Here is an 18,366-nt window from a genome sequence, read left to right on the forward strand (position 1 = left end):
GTCGGGTGAGTATATCACCGCTACGAACGTGTGCCGTTTAAAAGCAGGAGACGACACCCCTTGGAGATCTGATGCGCTGGGTGAGCGCCAACATCACAATAACGCGCTATGACCAAGAGCGTGGACTTCTTCATTGACCGGAGTCAACGTTCAAGAGCGTTGGGCGTGTCCTGCTGATCCGGCTCGACTTCTGAGCCAAGCACCCTCTTCCCTGGCCTCCGCTGCAGAACCCATTCGGTGGCATGGCAATCTTCAGACGCCAAAGACGACTGCTCCGCCAATCATCCCTGCGCCGGCCGCAGCCAGAAGCAAATGTTCGCCAGGAGCGAACGGTTGCTGCTTGTTGGCCAGGGAGAGAGACAGAGGGATGGTGGCGGCCGAGGAGTTTCCGAATTCCCCTATAGTCCGCACCGCCTTGGCGGGCTGGAGGCCAAGCTGATCACAGGCAGCGTCGATAATGCGGGAATTGGCCTGATGCGGGACGAAGCGATCTATATCGCTTGCGGCCAGTCCGGCTTGTTCCATGGCCCTGACCGACGATTGCGTCATCATCCGGACAGCGTGCATAAACACAGCTCTCCCGTCACGCATCGTCATCCGAAGGTCCCGCGGATTGGTTCCGATCTCAAAAGGGCGCGCACTGCCGCCGGACGGGATCTGAATAAGGTCGTAATTCTCTCCCTCCTGCATCAGCTCGACCCCGAGGACACCGCCATGTGGATCCCTCGAAGGCGCAAGCACGACTGCGCCGGCAGCGTCCGCGAAGACTGCAGCGGTCCCCCGCTCGTCCATGTTGATGCGGCGACTGAGTATGTTGGCGGCAACGACAAGGGCAGGCCTACCCCAGGTCCTGACAAAACCGTCGGCCAGCACAAGCGCGTAGAGAAAGCCGGAACAGGCGCCCGCAAGGTCGATCGCTCCCGAGGCTTGCAAGCCGAGACGGCATGCAAGCAGCGGAGCCGAAGGCGGCAGAAGATGATCCGGCGTCGATGTTGCAAGAAGGGTCAGCGCGATGTCGCTGCGGTCCACGCCTGCTTCCTCAAGCGCCATCGCACCCGCGTTCGTCGCAAGATCCGTCAGTGTCTGGCCGGGCATCGCCCAGCGTCGCGAGCGGATGCCGGTCCGCCCCTCGATCCAGCCCGCATCGAGGCCAAGCTGCATTTCGATTTCCAGGTTCTCGACACGCCGCTCGGGAACATAATGCCCGAAGCCGGCCATCCGGCTAACGATCGTCACGATGCCGCTTTCCTGATGAAATCCGCCGCCTCTTCAATGGCGCCATAGGCCCGATCGAGATCGCTTTCTGTCACGCAATATGGCGGCATCAGATAGATGACGTTCCCGAGCGGGCGGATGAGGAGATCTCTTTGACGAAAGAAAGCCCTGAGACGCGGGCCAACCTCGGAAAGATATCCCGTTGTTTTGACGGCGAGATCGAGCGCGGCAATCGTGCCCTGCTGACGAATATTGGAAAAACGGGGATCGGGCCGAAACCGCGTCAGCCTCTCACGGTGCATGTCCGCAACCGCCTGAATACGCTCCTTGACCGGCTCCTTGCACCACACGTCGAGATTTGCCAGAGCCGCGGCACAGGCGATGGGATTGGCGGTATAGGAACTGGAGTGAAAAAACATCCGGCTGCGATCGTCCGAAAGATGCGCAGCAAATATCTCGGCCGTGCACAAGGTTGCCGCCAGAGGCAGGGCGCCGCCGGTAATCCCCTTCGAAAGGCACAGGATGTCGGGGGTGATGCCGGACTGTTCGCATGCGAGCAGGGTTCCGGTCCGCCCCCAGCCCGTCATCACCTCGTCGGCGATCAGAAGCGTCCCGCATCGTTCGGTGATCCGCCTGAACTCCGTCAGCAGATGAGGCGAGTACATCTTCATACCTCCGGCGCCGAGAACCAAGGGTTCAATCAGCAGGGCCGCGATCTCGCCGCCGCGGCAGAACCGTTCGAGGGCGTCGAGCGTCTGCTGCTCGCGGCCTTCTTCCGGGAACGGGATGGTGTCGACATCAAAGAGCAGAGGCGCGTAGGGCGCATTGAAGACACCACGTTCGCCGGCGGACATGGTGCCGATCGTATCGCCGTGATAGCCATGCTCCATGACGACGATCCGCGAGCGCGGCGCTCTGTTGTTGTGGAAGAACCCGAGCGCCATTTTTATGGCGACCTCGACCGCGGTCGAGCCGCTGTCTGAATAAAAGACATGGGCCATGCCTGGAGGGGCCAGGCGGATCAAACCGCGGGCCAAAGCTTCCGCCGGCTCATGTGTGTATTCGGCAAAAATGATCTGGTCGAAGCGCTCCAACGCAAGCCGGATCGCCTCCATGATGGCGGGATGGCGATGCCCGTGAGTGATGACCCACCAGGACGATATGGCATCGAAGACCGAACGACCGTCCTCGTCGATCAGATAGGCGCCATCCGTCCGGACGATCTGCTTGAAAACAGGTTCGAGTTGATGCTGGCTGAATGGATGCCAGACCGGCGATGTCGAAGAAAAGCCGGTCACGCTGCAGCAACCTTCTGAAAGACCGAGATATCGAAATGCGCATCGAAAGCGCGGCGCAATGTGTCCGGTGTCAGCCTATCGAGGCGCGGCAGGCGGCCGAGAATTGGGATGCCGCTCATTTCCTTAATGATCTTCTCGGTGTCGGAGCGCTCCTCACCGATGAAAGCAATGCCAAAAATCGGAATTTGCCGTCTGCTCATCGCTTCGATCGACAGCAGGGTGTGATTGATAGTGCCGAGCCCGGTCCTGGCGCAGAGGATGACCGGTTGGCGCCAGCGCGCGAAAACGTCGATGAAGGTGACATGCCGGGTCAATGGGACGAACAGGCCACCGACCCCCTCGACGACCAGAGGTCGCTTCGCGTCCGGTAGCAGAAGTGCATCTGGATCAATGGCGACGCCGTCGATCTCAGCCGCAAGATGCGGTGAAACCGGGGTCTGGAGGCGCCAGGCCTCGGGCAGGATCCGGTCAGGCGAAAGCCCGCCAAGTCGCCCGACCGTCTCGCTGTCCGTCTCCTCCTCGAGGCCCGATTGGACAGGCTTCCAGTAGCAAGCGTTGAGCGCACTCGTCAGTGCGGCCGCAAAGACGGTCTTGCCTATTCCGGTATCGGTCCCGGTGATGACGAAGCGCTTGCTCATGCCGCCTCCTCCGCAATCACCTCGGCAAGCTCGTCCATCATCCCTGCGATGACAGGTCTATCGACATTCAGGGTGATCGTGATGCGCAGCCTGGCCGTGCCGACGGGGACGGTCGGATGCCGGATCGCCCTGATATCATAGCCCTTCGACTGCATGCGATCGGCAACGCGCACGGTCCGGCCATTGTCGCCGATGATGACCGGCAAGATCTGCGTGCCGCTTGCCGGCCTGCCCAGACGTTCGGCAAATCTCGTGTTGGCAAAACCAATGAGGTCGTGAAGCCTGGCCCGCCTTTCCGGCTCCCGTAACAGAATGGCCAGCGCATGGCGCACGCAAGCTGCCTGCAGAGGCGAAGGCGCTGTCGAATAGATGAAGGGGCGAGCCCTGTTGACGAGAAAATCGCAAAGCACACGACTGGCGCCGACAAGAGCACCGGCAGCCCCGAGCGCCTTGCCGCACGTATGCAGGACGATGACATTGTCGCGGCCTTCGATGGCCCCGGAATAACCGACACCGCCGGCGCCGTGCACACCTGTCGCATGTGCCTCGTCGACGAAGAGAAAGCCGTTGTGGCGATCGGCTATATCCACCAGATCCGACAAGGAGCTGCGGTCGCCATCCATCGAATAGAGGCTCTCCACGACAATCCACGGAAAACCCGTCCCGCCTGCCGCACGCCAAGTGCGGATTGCATCATCGATCGCATTCGCATCATTATGCGGTAGGGAAACGACGTCGGCCCGCCCCGCTCTCATCCCTTCATGTGCGCTTGCGTGTACCAAACAGTCATGGACAATGAGATCGCCGCGCTGCGGCAGGGTCGAAAGAACGGCGAGATTTGCGGCATAACCGCTGCCGAAATAAAGCATTCGCTCGCACCGAAAGAAGGCGGCGGCCTCCTCCTCAAGGGCCTCATGCTCCGCGTGATTGCCACGAAGCAACCGCGATCCGCCGGCACCGACCGGCAGCCCACGCTCGATTGCGGCGATCAGCGCAGCACTCATGGCAGGCGATGCGGCAAGCCCCAGATAGTCGTTCGACGTGAAGTCGGCGCCGGTATCGTGGCTGAGTGCGCGCAGCCGGTTCTTCTGCCGCAGTTGCTCAAGTTTCCCATCGTAGCGGGCGAGCCGATCAGAGATCACCCGACATCTCCATGGTGACGGGTGTGAGGCCTAGCCGGCCGAGGAGCCTTGAATCGCGGTCATTGCCTGGATTGCTTGCCGTCAGCAGCGTGTCGCCGATGAAGATCGAGTTGGCGCCGGCAAAGAAGCAAAGCGCCTGCATCTCATCGCTCATTGCCGTTCGGCCGGCGGTCAGACGGACGGAGGAACTCGGCATCATCAGGCGCGCAAGGGCGATAATGCGGATGAACTCGATCGGATCGACCGGTGCGGCATTTGCCAATCTGGTGCCGGCAACGGGGATCAGCATATTGATCGGCACGCTCTCGGGCGGCGTCGGCAGATTGGCGAGCGTAACGAGCATGTCGATCCGGTCATCCTCCGTCTCGCCCATTCCCAATATTCCGCCACTGCAGACCTTGATGCCTGCCTCTCGCACATGGGCCAGCGTCTCCAGGCGATCCTCGAAGCGACGCGACGTGACGACTGCGGGGTAAAAATTTTCCGAGGTATCGATGTTGTGATTGTAATAGTCGAGCCCGGCATCCGCGAAGGTCTCCGCCTGTTCCGGCGAAAGCATGCCGAGTGTCATGCAGGTTTCGAGGCCAAGCGATTTTACCGCCTGAACCATGGCGACGATCGCTGGCTCGTCACGGGATTTTGGACTGCGCCATGCAGCACCCATGCAATAGCGCGTGGCGCCGTTTTCCTTTGCCTTGCGGGCCTCCGAAACCACGTCCTCGAGTTTCATGAGCTTGGTTGCCGTCAGGCCGGAAGCGTGGTGGGCCGATTGGCTGCAGTAGCCGCAGTCCTCCGGACAGCCACCCGTCTTGATATTCAGCAGTTTGGCAAGCTCGACGCGGTTCGGGTCGAAGTTCATTCGATGGACGGTTTGTGAGCGGAAGAGCAGCTCGTTGAACGGCAGGTCGTAGAGCGCGCGTGCCGAGGTCAGCGTCCAGGGATCTCTGATGCAGCCGTGCTCCGTTGCCGTTACCGCCTCTGTTTTCAACATGACCATTCTCCTGCACGGGCACCGACAGCAGCACGTTGGAACTCGCTTGAATTATAGATAATCTATGATTATGCTGCTCATCTAACAGGCTATCGCCCGAATTTGGCGCAATCAATCTATTTTATCATAGATTATCTATGGAATATCATGGCAGAAACAGTCGCAGAACGCATCGCTCGTGTGATCGGGGAGAGAATTGTCGCCGGAGAACTGGCTGCGGGAACGCCGCTTCGGCAGGATCATATCGCTGAGGAATTCGACGCCAGCCATGTGCCCGCTCGGGAAGCCTTTCAGCTTCTGCGCGCCCAGGGGCTGGTTGTCAGCGAACCGCGTCGCGGCATGCGTGTTGCGCCGCTGGATCAGGCTTCAATTCAGGAAACCGTCGAAATTCGCGCCGCGCTCGAGACATTGGCGCTGAGGCTGGCGGCTCCCAAGATCAATGCCGCCGCATTCGAAAGAATAGAACTGGCGCTCGCGGCCGGAGACCAGGCAAAAACCATCGAGGAATGGGAACAGGCCAACCGCAACTTTCATAAGGAATTGCTCATTCCCTGTCGGATGCCGAGACTGCTCAGCATGCTCGACGATCTTCAGCTTGCAAACTCACGCATCATATTCTCGGCCACGCGTTCGGCCGGATGGCGACCCGGGTCGAGCCATGCGCACCGACAGATCGTCGACACCCTGAAGAAGCGTGACTTCCACAGTGCGGTATCCCTGCTCGACGCCCATATCCGCGGGCTCGAGCGAGCGACGAATGACGGCAGGTCGGCTGCCGCTCAAACCAAGCCATTGCCCCGCTGATTGCCGGTGCGAAAGCACTGCTTCCACTGGGTTGCGCGCTTGGCAGGTAAACCACTCCTGCCGAGCTGATGCGCGATATTCGTGAATGGAAGCGTGACGTCTCCTTCGCCTGCAACGCGTCACGTATCGGAATGGTCTGAGCCTACCAGAGAGACGCGTGCCGATTGACGTCCTTGTAGAGCAGATAGCGGAAGCGGCCCGGTCCACCTGCGTAGCAGGCCTGCGGGCAGAATGCGCGCAACCACATGAAATCGCCGGCCTGAACTTCCACCCAATCCTCGTTGAGGCGGTAGACGGCCCGTCCTTCGAGAACATAGAGACCATGTTCCATCACATGGGTCTCCATGAAGGGGATTACAGCACCCGGTTCGAACGTGACGATGGTGACGTGCATGTCGTAACGTATGTCCGCGGGATCGATGAAGCGCGTCGTTGCCCACCGGCCATCCGTGTCGGGCATCGCGCTCGGCTGATGCTCTTCCTCATGCGTGAAGATCGCAGGCGGCCGATCCAATCCCTCGACCTCCTGGAAGGCCTTTCTTATCCAGTGAAACGTCGCCACATCAGCGCCGTCGTTCTGGAGAGTCCATGCGCTGCCGGCAGGGAGGAAGGCAAAGGATCCTGGACGAAGAGTGTAAACGCGCCCTTCGTACCCGATCGCCAAAGTCCCCGCCACAACGAAGATTGCCGTTTCAGCGCGGGGCTCCGGTTCAGGCTTCGTGCTTCCGCCGCCAGGTGCGACCTCCATGATGTATTGCGAAAAGGTCTCCGAAAAACCCGTCAAAGGCCGCGCAAGGATCCAAGCCCGCGTATTCGTCCAGTGAGGAAGGTAGCTCGTGACGATATCCGTCATTACGCCTCGGGGGATCACCGCATAGGCAGTGGTGAAGACCGCTTTGCCGGACAGGAGATCGGTTTGCGGCGGAAGCCCACCGGGAGGGGCGTAGTAGGAACGGTTTTCCATGAAGATTCTCTCAGCAGTTTGAATGTTTCGAACGCTATTCTGAATGCTGCGGCGTCTCAAGATCGATCTGCACCGGCGGCATCGACAGCCAGCCCGTCAGGTCCGTCAACGCCGGAGAGATTCACCATTGGGTGACTGTCACGCCGACATGCTATCGCCTCTACCATTCGGCGAGACTTCCATCCTCATGCCGCCACACCGGATTACGCCAACGGTGGCTCTCCCTGGCGCGGTCCCTGACATATTCCTCGTTCACCTCAATGCCGAGACCCGGGCCTTGCGGTATCGATACGAAGCCATCATCGTAATGGAAGATCTCCGTGTTTGAGATGTAGTCGAGGATGTCGTTTCCGCTGTTGTAGTGAATGCCCAGACTTTGCTCCTGAATGAAGGCATTGTAGCTGACGGCATCAATCTGCAGGCAGGCGGCAAGGGCAATCGGGCCGAGCGGGCAATGTGGTGCAAGCGCAACGTCGTAAGCCTCGGCCATCGTCGCGATCTTGCGGCATTCGGTGATGCCTCCAGCATGCGAGAGATCCGGCTGCAAGATGTCTACATAACCATCCGAGAGAACCCGCTTGAAGTCCCAGCGTGAATACAGGCGCTCGCCGAGAGCAATCGGCGTCGAGCAATGGTTGGCAATTTCCTTCAATGCTTCGCGGTGTTCGGACAGCACCGGTTCTTCGATGAAAAGCAGCTTGTAGGGTTCGAGCTCCTTGGCGAGAACTTTGGCCATTGGTCGATGAACCCGGCCGTGGAAGTCGGCGCCAATGCCTACGTGGGGGCCGACAGCCTCGCGGACTGCTGCAATGTTCGCAATGATCGCATCTATCTTGTCGTTGGTATCTACGATCTGAAGTTCTTCAGCACCGTTCATCTTGATCGCTTTGAAGCCGCGGGAAACCACGTCCTTGGCATTGCGGGCGACGTCGGAAGGGCGGTCGCCGCCGATCCAGGAATAAACCTTTATCTTGTCGCGTACCTGCCCGCCGAGCAGCGAATGGATCGGCTGACCAAGCGCTTTGCCCTTGATGTCCCAGAGCGCCTGGTCGATGCCCGAGATTGCCGACATGTGGATGGCGCCGCCGCGGTAGAAGCCGCCGCGATACATGACGGTCCAGTGATCTTCTATGAGGAAAGGATCCTTGCCAACAAGGTAATCAGCAAGTTCATGGACGGCGGCTTCGACGGTCAGCGCGCGGCCTTCGACAACAGGCTCACCCCAGCCGACGATGCCTTCATCGGTTTCGATCTTCAGAAACAGCCAGCGCGGCGGGACGATATAGGTGGTCAGTTTGGTGATCTTCATGAAATATGCCTGTTCATGCGAGGATAAGGTCTGCAGCTTTTCCCGCTGCTGCCATGACAGCGGCGTTGGTGTTGCCGCTGACGATCGCCGGCATCATCGATGCATCAACCACTCGAAGGCCTCGCGTTCCCCTTACCCGCAGGCTTAGATCCAAGACGGCTTCGTGATCTGAATCCCGTCCCATCTTGCAGGTCCCAACAGGGTGGTATCCCGTCTTCACTGTCCGTTTGCAGTGAGCCGCGACGGCATCGTCGCTGGTTACGTCCGGTCCCGGAAAGATCTCCTTTTCGATCAGGTCCCTCATAGGCGACGCGTCCAACACCGTTCTCGCGAACCGGAAACCTGCCATGGTGAGACGCAGGTCGTCCGGATGGCCAAAAATCTGCGTGTCGACAATGGGATTGTCGAAAGGGTCCTTCGATGCCAGTGTCACCGAGCCTCTTGCCTTCGGTCGCAACAGAAGTGAGTTGATCGTCACGCCGTCCCTGGGTTCGGTACCCATGACGTCACGGTCGAGATAAACCGTAGGAACACAGAACATTTGGATAGTCGGTCGGTCATCATTGCCGTCTGGATCATAGAACGCGCATGTCTCGACCCCGGTGGTAGAGACCGGCCCCGACTTGAACATCAGATACTGCAATCCGGCCTTGATCATCGGCCAACCGCGGTCTTGCCCATAATAACCAAACGAGCCCTTTGTGGTTGCGACGACCGGGCATTCATAGTGGTCCTGCAGATTCTTCCCGACACCAGGCAAGGCGACGACTGTCTTCAGGCCGTGCCTTGTCAGTTCATCCTCCGGACCAATGCCCGACAGCATGAGGAGCTTCGGCGTCTGGTAAGCGCCAGCTGCAAGTATGACCTCCTTGCCGGCGTCCGCCTGCTTCGATGTGCCGTTCTGCACGTATCGGACGCCGGTCACCTGGTCGCCGTTCATCTCCAGCGACGTCACTGTTGCTTCAGTTTCGATCGTCAGCAGCGGGTTGTTCATAACCGGGGCGAGGAAGGCGTCGACGGCGCTGGAGCGCTTGCGAGTCCTCCAATCGATCGTGTGCTGCATGAAGCCGACCCCGAACTGGCGGGCACCATTGAAGTCAGGATTATAAGGGATTTCCATGCCCTGCAGCGTCTTCACGTAGGTGCGCGTCATCGGGCTGGTATGGCCGAGATGAGAGATCTTGAGCGGCCCGCCTACCCCATGAAATTCGCCGGCAAAATGGTCGTTATCTTCCTGCTCTTTGAAATATGGCAGCAGGTCTGCGTACGACCACGCTCCATCGTTGGAGCCTTCGGACGTGGCGAGTTCGTTCCAAAGATCGAAGTCGGCAGCCTGGCCCCGCATATAGACCATCGCGTTGACCGTGCTGCCGCCACCCAGCACTTTCCCCTGTGGGACGATCGGACCGCGCCCGTTCAGTTGCGGCTGCGGCTTCGTCTGGTGCATGGACAGATAGGTGTCCTTGGCGAGGAACTTCATGTAGCCCGCCGGAAAATGCATGATGGGGTTGGCCTTGGCGGGGCCACGCTCCAGAAGCAGAACCTTGGCCCTGCCCTCTCGCACCAGTTTGGCCGCAACCACACAGGCAGAGCTTCCGCCGCCAACTATGATGTAGTCATAACGGTCGATCGCAGACATTCATAAACTCCAAAACCGTCAATTCCAGTGGCTTGAGGGGCGCAGGCGCATGCTTCCGGAGAGGATTTCGCCGGGTTGCAACACCTTCAGCTCGCCGAGATCAGGCAGGTTATGTCCATTGGCCAGATGGGTCATAGGCTCGAAGCAAAAGTAGTCGCGCTTAAAGCCTGGATCGAAGGTCGTGTCCGACACGAATACAAAGGCGTGCTTGAAGATTGCGTCAGCGGTCAGATGCAGCGATGTGTGCCACTCCGGCCACGCTATAAATGCCTCGCCGCTCCAATCCTCGAAACCGTTGTTGACCCATCGATGCGGTAGCTTCGCTGGTGAACTGAAATCAAGATCTGGCGGAATTTCGGTTTGCTCACCCGGCAGCCAACCTTCCACTTCCGTCCAGAATTTTCGGGCAGGCGCGAGCAACGTGGTGTTGGGCGTCATCGGGAAATAGGGATGCCAGCCCAGCCCGAACGGCATAGCTCGTTCGCCACGGTTTTCGACCGTCAGCGTCATCGTCAGGCTCTCCCCACTTAGAGCAAAGTGCTGATGCGCCCGATATTCGTAAGGGGTTGCACCGCCCCGATGGGTAAAGCTCATCTCGACCGAGGTGGGCGTTTGTCTTCCCAGCGACCACTCCGCTTGCCATCCTTCACCATGCAGATAATGCTTGTCCCACTCGGTATTCGGCCTGAACTGGTAGTCGTTGCCATCGAAGGAAAACCGGTTGTCCTTCACCCGATTGCCGAATGGCAGGAGCGGATAGCAGGACGATCCCAATGCATTTGCGTCGTCCGACTGGCTGGGGCGTAACAGCGGTACTTTCCCGATACCAACGTCCCGCCAAAAGCCGAGCAAAAGCCCGCCCTTCGTCGAGACGCGAAGCGAAAGCGGACCAGCTGCGAGGTTGATTACCGACATGGGCTCAACCCTTGTTGCGCGACACGCTGCGCTTGATCGCCTGAATATTGGCAAGCACCGCGATAACAATGATCAGACCACGAACGACCTGCTGGAAGAAGGGATTGATCCCCAGCAAGACGAGGCCGTTTCCAATGAGGGTAATGACCAACACGCCCAAGAGCGTACCGAGCATTGATCCCCGCCCTCCCGACAGCGAGGTACCGCCGACAACGACTGCCGCGATGACGTCGAATTCGAGGCCGGTGGCTGCGGTCGCATTGCCTGACCCAAGGCGCGACACCAGCAGAATGCCCGAGATCGCTGCCATAGCACCGGCAATCGCGAAAAGCGTAACGCGGATCTTCGATACGCTGATACCGCTCAGGAACGCAGCATGCGCATTGCCGCCAATCGCGAAGACCGACCGTCCAAACGCAGTCTTTCGGCTGATGAATGCAAAGACTGCGAACAACACCAGCATAATGATCGCCGCAGGCGGGATGCCGAGGACCGAGCGATCCAACGCGTCCAAGGTGTCGTTTCGACCAATCGAAACCGGAAGCGCGTCCGTCACAAAGAGAGCCGTCCCGCGCAATGCGCTCCAAAGGCCCAACGTCCCGACAAAAGACGGAACATCGAAATACGCCCGCAATGCTCCTGCGATAGATCCAAGCAGTGCGCCAACGACAATCGCAAGCGCAAACGCAATCGGAGTGGGAACGCCCCACTGAAGAAAAAACGCCAGGACCACGGAGATGAAAGCCACCATTGGTCCAACGCTGACATCAATCTCACCGGCAATGATGATCAGCGTTGCTGCCCATGCAGCAATACCGATTGTCGCCGCATCGCGGAGGATGTTGATCTGATTGTTGAAGGACAGAAAGCCATTCGCCGTCGATGTGAAGACGATGTAGAGTACGACAATTGCAACGAACAGGCTGAGTTCGTTCATGTGTTGAGAGAAGTTGAAGCCGGATTTGTTCGAGGTCCGGGCGGAAGTGGGCTTTGCAGCCTGGTCGAGTGACATCGCGTGTCTCCCTCAATGTCCTGCGATGCAGGCTGCCATCAAGGCGTCCTGATCGATGTTCGGTGATTTGAACTCTTCCTGCAGCGTCCCGTCACGAAGCACGAGAACCCGATCGCAGACGAGAGGCAGCTCCTCAATCTCGCTCGAGACGAAGATGATGCTGCGCCCTTCGGCGGCGAGCTGACGGATGATTGTGTAGATTTGGGCCTTGGCCTCGACGTCAACGCCACGAGTGGGCTCATCGAGAAGAAGGACGCGACTGTTGGCGTAAACCCAACGACCAATGACGACCTTCTGCTGATTGCCGCCTGATAGCGTGCCGATAGGAGTATCTGTCCGCGCCGTCTTGATATGCAGTCTCTCGATGACTTTGCGCGTGGCTTCTGCGATCAATCTGGAGGAGAGAATGCCATTCCTGCTGACACCCGAAAAATTCGTCGACAACGTGTTCTCATCGACCCCAAGGAGCGGGACGATCCCCTCTTCCTTGCGGCTTTCCGGCGTGTATCCGAAACCACGGGATATCATTTTCTTATAGTGACCGGGCGCCACCGAAACCCCGTCGACAAGCACGTTGCCGTGGTCCTGCATTTGGACACCCATAATCGCTTGCAGAAGCTCGGTACGGCCGGAACCAAGCAGACCCGCAATGCCCAGAACTTCCCCTGCCTTGAGCGAAAAGGAGATGGAGGCCAGTTTAGGGGACAGAGCAAGGTCCTTTACTTCGAGAACGGTCTGTCCCTGGCTTCTGTTTTCGAGTGCGGCCGTCTGAGACGCTTCAGACCCAAGCATAAGCCGGACAATCTCACGCGTGTCGGCACCCTTTACGTCCACCGTTTCGATAATGCGGCCATCACGCATAATCGTCGCTGAGTGCGCGATCTGGCGAATTTCGTTCATCCGATGACTGACATAGATGACCGCAATGCCGTCGGAAGCGATCCGCTTGACGGCCGCCATCACCTTCTCGGCCTCAGCTGCAGCGAGCGAGCTCGTTGGCTCGTCCAGGATAACAAGCTTGGGTTTGCCGAGCAGTACGCGGGCGATTTCCAGCAGCTGGCGTTCAGCCGGGCTTAGGCTCGCCACCAGGGAATTGGGCGGCCGGTCCAAACCAAGCCGGCCCATCGCCTCGGAAGCCTCGGCCTCCATATTGGCGTACTGGATGACACCTCCTTTTCGCGGCCAGCGCCCGAGGAAGAGGTTTTCGGCAAGCGACATTCCCGGCACCAGGCTAAACTCCTGGTAGACGACACGCACTCCCTTATCGAAAGCATCTTGAGCCCGATTTGAGCCTGAATAACGGAGTTCCTCGCCATCAACCGCGACGGTTCCGGCATCTGGCACTTCGGCTCCAGTCAGGAGCCGGATGAGGGTCGATTTGCCAGCGCCATTTTTGCCCAGAAGGGCTCTAACCTCGCCTGCCGCGACTTCAAAAGTTGCGTTGTCCAGGGCCAATACGCCCGGGTATTGGCGAGTGCATCCCTTGATTGACGCGATTGAGCGGCGAGCAGCCTCAACCGAGCGCGATATCTGTGTCATGACATTATCCACCGATGAGTAGACGCCGCCAGTTTCCTGGCGGCCTCGATTGCTTGTCTCGTCAGACGACATGCCTCACGGAATACCGTCGGCATGCGCCTTGAGCCAAGCCTTGCCGTCGTCGGACGACTTGTAGAGATCGATGTCGTAGGGAACCTTGATCCCCTCCGGCGGCTGGCCATCGATCGACTTGATCGCCTGTGCGAGCGCCAGTTTACCGAGGCCCTGGCCCGAAATGTCTACGACTGCCTTGATGACGGTGAAGTCTGCAAGTTCCTGAGCGATCTCCGTGGTCATATCGCCACCAAAGACGACAACCTTGCCAGTCTTGCCCTGACTCTTGACGGCACGAGCAGCACCAAGCGTAGCGCCGCCGGCTTCACCGAAGAACGCATCGATATCGGGGTTGGACGAAAGCATCGTGCTCGCGACGGAAACCGCCTTGTCGAGGATAGCGCCTTCCTGGTTCGCAACGATCTGAGCGCCCGGAATCTTGGCCTTCAGCGCTTCCTCGAAGCCCTTGCGGCGGGTAACGCAGACTTCGACGAATTCGCAGTTGAGAACAGCGATTTTCGGCGCGTCCTTCTTCTCGGCGATGAAGTAATCGGCAGCCGCATCACCGAGTTTATGCCCGAAATCATAGGGGTCGCCGACGGCATAGGCCGAGATGTATTCCTTCATGTCGGCGTCGTTCAAGCACGTGTTGTAGCAGACGACCGGGATACCAGCTTCATGAGCGCGGCGAATTGCTCGGTAGGAGCCGTCAGCGGAAACCGGCGAAACGATGATCGCCTGTACGCCGGACGAAATCAGCGAATCGATGAAAGAGGATTCTTTGCTCACATCCCCTTGCGCATTGGTCTCAACGATATCGAGCTTCCGACCGGCGTCGTTCGCGCCGGTTTGGATGCCTTTGCGGACACCAGCGTAGAAGCCTTGCGCATCCATGTAGATGGCACCAACTTTGAGATCTTTGTCCTGGGCATAGACCGGCGTGACAAACGCGGCGCTGAACGTGCTTAGCGCCAAGACGGCAGCTTGCTTGATGAGCTTCATCGCTCCCTCCCTATTGATTGCAGAAAATCATTGAACTCGGGCGTGCCGGGCTCATGCAGACGAGCAAACAATATTATGGGTACGATTAATGTCAATATAAATACGATTTATTTTTTTATAAGTGTGGTTTTTTCAGCTAGTTTCGTGCTAGTTGAGTATGATTAGGAACGAGCGGAAATGAACCGGCAGTCACCGTGAAAGAGTGGCGTAAAACGAGGAGTTCAGGGGAAAATGATGCGAACCGATAGAAAGTTGACTGAGAGTGGAGAGGAGATTGCCGGTCGTGGAAAACGCTCGGTCCGCGAAGCGTTGCTCACGCAACTCGTCGAGCAGATCGTCTCGGGAAAACTGCCGGAAGGTTCGACGCTTCCTAACGAAGCGGACCTGACTGAAAAGTTCGGGGTCAGTCGTACAAGCCTACGTGAGGCAATGCAGTATCTTGTGGCTCTGGGAATGACCCGCTCCCGCACGCGAGCGGGGACGACTGTCCTCCCACGCGAGAATTGGAACTATCTGGATCCGCTTGTCCTGGACGTGATGTTGTCCATGGGCGGCGATGAAGCCTTCTACACATCATTGATCGACGCACGACATCTGCTGGAGCCTGCAGCCGCGGCGCAGGCGGCCACGAACGCCACGGCCAAGCAGCTGGCACGCATCGCACAGGCCTACGAAGACATGGTCGATGCCAATGCCCGCGACAACGAAGAATGGAGCCGGGCAGATTTGGATTTTCACACCGCGATTATCAATGCCAGCGGCAACTGGGTCTACCGGCAGTTCGCGACTGCTATTCGGGCTGCTTTGCTCGCCAGTTTCCGTCTCACAAATCGTGCCAGCCAGTCTCACGAACAAGCTCTCGATAAGCATCATATCGTCCTTGATGCTATCCGGATGAGAGATCCGGACGCTGCGCGCAAAGCGATGGAGGCGCTCATCGGCGTTGCACGAGCAGAGATCACTGACGCCTTGAGATCCAGCAAGCCCGGATAAGATTATTTTCAGCTTCTGGCGTCCCCCGAAATTTGCGCTCGCCTACAGTGCGCATCCGTTTGAGATTAAACGACTTCGCCGGCACTGGTTCCTCCACCAGCAGCCTGCTGAGACCGCTGGTCAGGTTTTACCAGCGGGCGTATACTCTTCACGCGTGCAGCTTTCGGTCCCATGGCCCCGTTGTTCGCGGGTGTCCATTCTGATCGTTGCTGTCCACAGCAAGATCGGGGGGAACTGTCATGACACGTTTTATGGCGCATTTTCATGTGATCGCGGGAGGTAACGCGAACGCGGCCTACCCGAACGTGCGTCGCATCGGCGCGGCCGATGTCGTTGCGGCTCTGCGTCAGGGGCTGGCTGATTTTTGGGACAAGCCGTCGCACTACGTCTTTCTTTGCCTGGTCTACCCCGTGGCGGGTCTCGTCATCGCGCGGTGGACATCGGGCGCCAACATGCTGCCGCTGCTTTTTCCCCTGATGTCGGGCTTTGCCCTCCTCGGTCCGTTCGCCGCACTCGGTCTCTATGAAATCAGCCGCCGGCGGGAACTCGGTCTCGATACCTCCTGGCAGCATGCGCTCTCGGTCAGGCATTCTCCTGCGATGCCGGCCATTCTCGTCATCGGCGTCATGCTGGTCGCGATCTTCGTGGGGTGGCTTTTCACGGCGCAGGAGCTCTATGTCGGCCTGTTCAGGCCCGAGCGGCCGGAATCGCTGTGGAGCTTCTTCAACGAGATCTTCACCACCGAGCGAGGCTGGCGGCTGATCCTTTACGGCAATGCCGTCGGTTTCGTCTTCGCTCTTGTCGTGCTGTGCACCACGGTCATCGCCTTTCCCCTTCTTCTCGATCGCGATACGGGCGTGGCGGCGGCGATATATACGTCGATCAAGGCCGTGGCCACCAACCCTATCGAAATGGTGCTCTGGGGCCTGATCGTCGCGGTGCTTCTCGCCGCCGGTTTTGCCTTGTTCTTCGCCGGTCTCGCCATCGTCATCCCCGTGCTCGGACACACCACCTGGCATCTCTATCGCAAGGTCGTGGAACCCGCAGCAGCCTACGGGGCCACAGGCGGGCGCTAAAGCATCCGAGAAGCGAGCGGTCTACGAATTGTCCGTGGAATGCTTCTTGCCTGCAAGGCTGGTCGTTGTGCGATCCAAAAAAATAAGCACGCGAGTGGTCAGTAGAGCGGTCGCATCCGCATCATAGGACGACAGCGAGCTGTCGGCGAAGTAGTGTTGATCGCCGGGGTACAGGAAAAGCTCCGCGTCCTCGACCTTCTCTACGATCTCGCGGGCGGCGTCGATGTCCCCCTCGCCGACAAAGACCGGATCGTTGTCCATACCGTGAATCTGGACCGGCACGCCGTCCGGCCAGGGTCCGAAGGCCCACTCGCCACTGATCGGCAGGCAGGAATAGAAGAGCAGAGCTCCGCGCGTTCCGGGCCGCGTCTGCGCCAGCTTCTGTGCCGGCAGCACGCCAAATGAGAACCCGGCATAGACAAGTCCGGGAGGCAGTTCATCGGCGACGCGGACGCCGCGCTCCCTCATGGCGTCGAATCCGACCTCACCAATATAGGCGAGCCCTTCTTCGATGCTTGGAAACGTGCGTCCCTCGAAGAGATCAGGCGTGTGCACGATATGGCCGTTTGCCCTGATGGCGTCGGCGAACGCGCGCACACCCGAGGTCAGCCCCTGTGCGTGATGGAACAACAAGACCTCGGCCATACAAAACTTTCTCCCGATGATCGCTATCTACGGCGCCGCACCAAAGAAGGCGAGCCGGGTGAAGATCGTATAGTCCGCTTCCGATACCATGAGTGCCACGAAAACCAACACCAATAGCGGCGGCAGCAGGATGGCATAGACCAGCGCCAGCCGTTCCCAGGCCATGTGCATGAAGACGGCGACGATCAGGCCGGCCTTCAGCATCATGAACAGCAGGATCAGCGTCCACCTGAGATAGCCCTGGATGCCGAGATAATCGACCATATAGGAAAAGGCGCTGAGCACGAAGAGCAGACCCCAGACCAGGAGATAGAGCCGGATCGGATGCTGCTGTCCGGTATGTGCTTGAACATGTGCCAGTTGGGTTTGCGCATGCGCCGTTGTCTCGCTCATAACGACCTCACCACAAATAAAAGAACGCGAAGATGAAGACCCAGACCAGGTCGACGAAGTGCCAGTAGAGGCCCATGATCTCGACGGCCTCGTAGCGGCCTTTCCGGCTGGTGAAGAAACCGCGCCGTTCCACGTCGAAATCGCCCCGCCAGACCTTGCGGGCGATGATCAGCAGGAAGATGACACCGATAGTGACATGGGTGCCGTGAAAGCCCGTTATCATGAAGAAGGTCGATCCGAACTGTGCCGCCCCCCATGGGTTTTCCCAGGGGCGCACGCCTTCGGTGATCAGCTTCGTCCATTCGAAGGCCTGCATGCCGACGAAGGTCGCCCCGAGAAGTGCTGTCAGCAGCATCAGTATTGCTGTGGTGCGGCGTTCGCGGCGATAGCCGAAATTGACCGCCATCGCCATGGTGCCGCTGCTCGAGATCAGCACGAAGGTCATGATCGCGATCAGGATCAGCGGCACATCCTGGCCGCCGATATGGAGCGCGAAGACTTCGCTCGGATTGGGCCAGGGGACCGGCGTCGACATGCGGGCGGTCATATAGGCGATCAGGAAACAGCCGAAGACGAAAGTGTCGCTGAGCAGAAATATCCACATCATCGCCTTGCCCCAGGAGGCGGTCTTGAAGGCGCGCTGATCCGAGCTGAAATCGGCCGCGACACCGCGAAGACCTGCCAGCCTGAGGCCGGGCTCGCCATGTGTCTGGACAGGATGTGCCATCTGCAAATCT

Annotated in this window: 18 protein-coding genes; 3 read left to right on the forward strand and 15 right to left on the reverse strand. The window is 59.0% G+C overall.

All coding sequences use genetic code 11. The features are described from left to right. Nucleotides 1-252 precede the first annotated feature (252 nt). From FHT87_RS04740 to bioB, 5 genes are read right to left on the reverse strand one after another with little or no spacing between them, the layout of a single operon-like run. A complete protein-coding gene (locus FHT87_RS04740; protein WP_348649349.1) occupies nucleotides 253-1,236 on the reverse strand; it encodes a beta-ketoacyl-ACP synthase III in 984 nt (327 codons plus the stop codon). After that, nucleotides 1,233-2,513 (reverse strand): adenosylmethionine--8-amino-7-oxononanoate transaminase, encoded by a 1,281-nt coding sequence (locus tag FHT87_RS04745; RefSeq protein ID WP_183799889.1) that lies wholly within the window; start codon nucleotides 2,511-2,513, stop codon nucleotides 1,233-1,235. The genes FHT87_RS04740 and FHT87_RS04745 overlap by 4 nt, the downstream gene beginning before the upstream one ends. Next, nucleotides 2,510-3,151: a dethiobiotin synthase gene (gene bioD, locus FHT87_RS04750; RefSeq protein WP_183799892.1), complete on the reverse strand. Its 642-nt coding sequence runs from the start codon at nucleotides 3,149-3,151 to the stop codon at nucleotides 2,510-2,512. Before bioD ends, FHT87_RS04745 begins: the two co-directional genes overlap by 4 nt. Beyond that, entirely contained in the window at nucleotides 3,148-4,293 is a 1,146-nt protein-coding gene (locus tag FHT87_RS04755) for an 8-amino-7-oxononanoate synthase (protein WP_183799895.1), read from the reverse strand. The genes bioD and FHT87_RS04755 overlap by 4 nt, the downstream gene beginning before the upstream one ends. Further along, nucleotides 4,283-5,284, reverse strand: a complete 1,002-nt coding sequence (gene bioB / locus FHT87_RS04760; RefSeq protein ID WP_246699561.1) for a biotin synthase BioB — start codon at nucleotides 5,282-5,284, stop codon at nucleotides 4,283-4,285. The genes FHT87_RS04755 and bioB overlap by 11 nt, the downstream gene beginning before the upstream one ends. 147 nt (nucleotides 5,285-5,431) lie before the next feature. On the opposite strand from bioB, the gene FHT87_RS04765 reads away from it, so the two are divergent. Then, nucleotides 5,432-6,088: a GntR family transcriptional regulator gene (locus tag FHT87_RS04765; protein ID WP_183725892.1), complete on the forward strand. Its 657-nt coding sequence runs from the start codon at nucleotides 5,432-5,434 to the stop codon at nucleotides 6,086-6,088. Nucleotides 6,089-6,230: 142 nt separating this feature from the next. On the opposite strand, the gene FHT87_RS04770 is transcribed toward FHT87_RS04765, so the two are convergent. From FHT87_RS04770 to FHT87_RS04800, 7 genes are all read right to left on the reverse strand, one after another. Next, nucleotides 6,231-7,052, reverse strand: a complete 822-nt coding sequence (locus FHT87_RS04770; protein WP_183799901.1) for a bifunctional allantoicase/(S)-ureidoglycine aminohydrolase — start codon at nucleotides 7,050-7,052, stop codon at nucleotides 6,231-6,233. Between the two features lie 160 nt (nucleotides 7,053-7,212). Further along, on the reverse strand, nucleotides 7,213-8,361 hold the full coding sequence (gene dgoD / locus FHT87_RS04775) for a galactonate dehydratase (protein ID WP_183799904.1): 1,149 nt from the start codon (nucleotides 8,359-8,361) through the stop codon (nucleotides 7,213-7,215). A gap of 13 nt (nucleotides 8,362-8,374) precedes the next feature. After that, nucleotides 8,375-10,000, reverse strand: coding sequence for an FAD-dependent oxidoreductase (locus FHT87_RS04780; protein WP_183799907.1), 1,626 nt, complete (start codon nucleotides 9,998-10,000; stop codon nucleotides 8,375-8,377). A gap of 18 nt (nucleotides 10,001-10,018) precedes the next feature. Continuing rightward, on the reverse strand, nucleotides 10,019-10,915 hold the full coding sequence (locus FHT87_RS04785; protein ID WP_183799909.1) for an aldose 1-epimerase: 897 nt from the start codon (nucleotides 10,913-10,915) through the stop codon (nucleotides 10,019-10,021). 4 nt (nucleotides 10,916-10,919) lie between these two features. Continuing rightward, nucleotides 10,920-11,927: an ABC transporter permease gene (locus FHT87_RS04790; RefSeq protein ID WP_183725902.1), complete on the reverse strand. Its 1,008-nt coding sequence runs from the start codon at nucleotides 11,925-11,927 to the stop codon at nucleotides 10,920-10,922. A 12-nt stretch (nucleotides 11,928-11,939) separates the two neighbouring features. Further along, nucleotides 11,940-13,466 (reverse strand): sugar ABC transporter ATP-binding protein, encoded by a 1,527-nt coding sequence (locus FHT87_RS04795; RefSeq protein WP_183799913.1) that lies wholly within the window; start codon nucleotides 13,464-13,466, stop codon nucleotides 11,940-11,942. Nucleotides 13,467-13,541: 75 nt separating this feature from the next. Next, nucleotides 13,542-14,522 carry a substrate-binding domain-containing protein gene (locus FHT87_RS04800; protein ID WP_183725904.1) on the reverse strand — a complete coding sequence of 327 codons (981 nt, stop codon included), beginning with the start codon at nucleotides 14,520-14,522 and terminating at the stop codon, nucleotides 13,542-13,544. Between the two features lie 231 nt (nucleotides 14,523-14,753). On the opposite strand from FHT87_RS04800, the gene FHT87_RS04805 reads away from it, so the two are divergent. Then, a complete protein-coding gene (locus tag FHT87_RS04805; RefSeq protein WP_246698030.1) occupies nucleotides 14,754-15,515 on the forward strand; it encodes a FadR/GntR family transcriptional regulator in 762 nt (253 codons plus the stop codon). Nucleotides 15,516-15,766: 251 nt separating this feature from the next. Then, complete coding sequence (locus FHT87_RS04810) at nucleotides 15,767-16,591, forward strand: DUF2189 domain-containing protein (RefSeq protein ID WP_183801023.1); 825 nt, start codon at nucleotides 15,767-15,769, stop codon at nucleotides 16,589-16,591. A gap of 21 nt (nucleotides 16,592-16,612) precedes the next feature. Here FHT87_RS04810 and FHT87_RS04815 read toward each other — a convergent pair whose 3' ends face one another. Genes FHT87_RS04815 through FHT87_RS04825 form a run of 3 tightly spaced genes read right to left on the reverse strand, consistent with a single transcriptional unit; the run spans nucleotide 16,613 to nucleotide 18,356 of the window. Continuing rightward, the gene (locus FHT87_RS04815) at nucleotides 16,613-17,236 is read right to left on the reverse strand and encodes a dienelactone hydrolase family protein (protein ID WP_183799915.1); all 624 of its coding nucleotides are present in this window, start codon (nucleotides 17,234-17,236) and stop codon (nucleotides 16,613-16,615) included. A 27-nt stretch (nucleotides 17,237-17,263) separates the two neighbouring features. Next, nucleotides 17,264-17,629: a cytochrome C oxidase subunit IV family protein gene (locus tag FHT87_RS04820; RefSeq protein WP_183725908.1), complete on the reverse strand. Its 366-nt coding sequence runs from the start codon at nucleotides 17,627-17,629 to the stop codon at nucleotides 17,264-17,266. Nucleotides 17,630-17,636: 7 nt separating this feature from the next. Further along, nucleotides 17,637-18,356 carry a heme-copper oxidase subunit III family protein gene (locus FHT87_RS04825; RefSeq protein WP_183725910.1) on the reverse strand — a complete coding sequence of 240 codons (720 nt, stop codon included), beginning with the start codon at nucleotides 18,354-18,356 and terminating at the stop codon, nucleotides 17,637-17,639. Nucleotides 18,357-18,366: the final 10 nt, after the last annotated feature.

Origin of the sequence: Rhizobium sp. BK316 (assembly GCF_014193695.1) — a bacterium.
Taxonomy (GTDB): Bacteria; Pseudomonadota; Alphaproteobacteria; order Rhizobiales; family Rhizobiaceae; genus Rhizobium.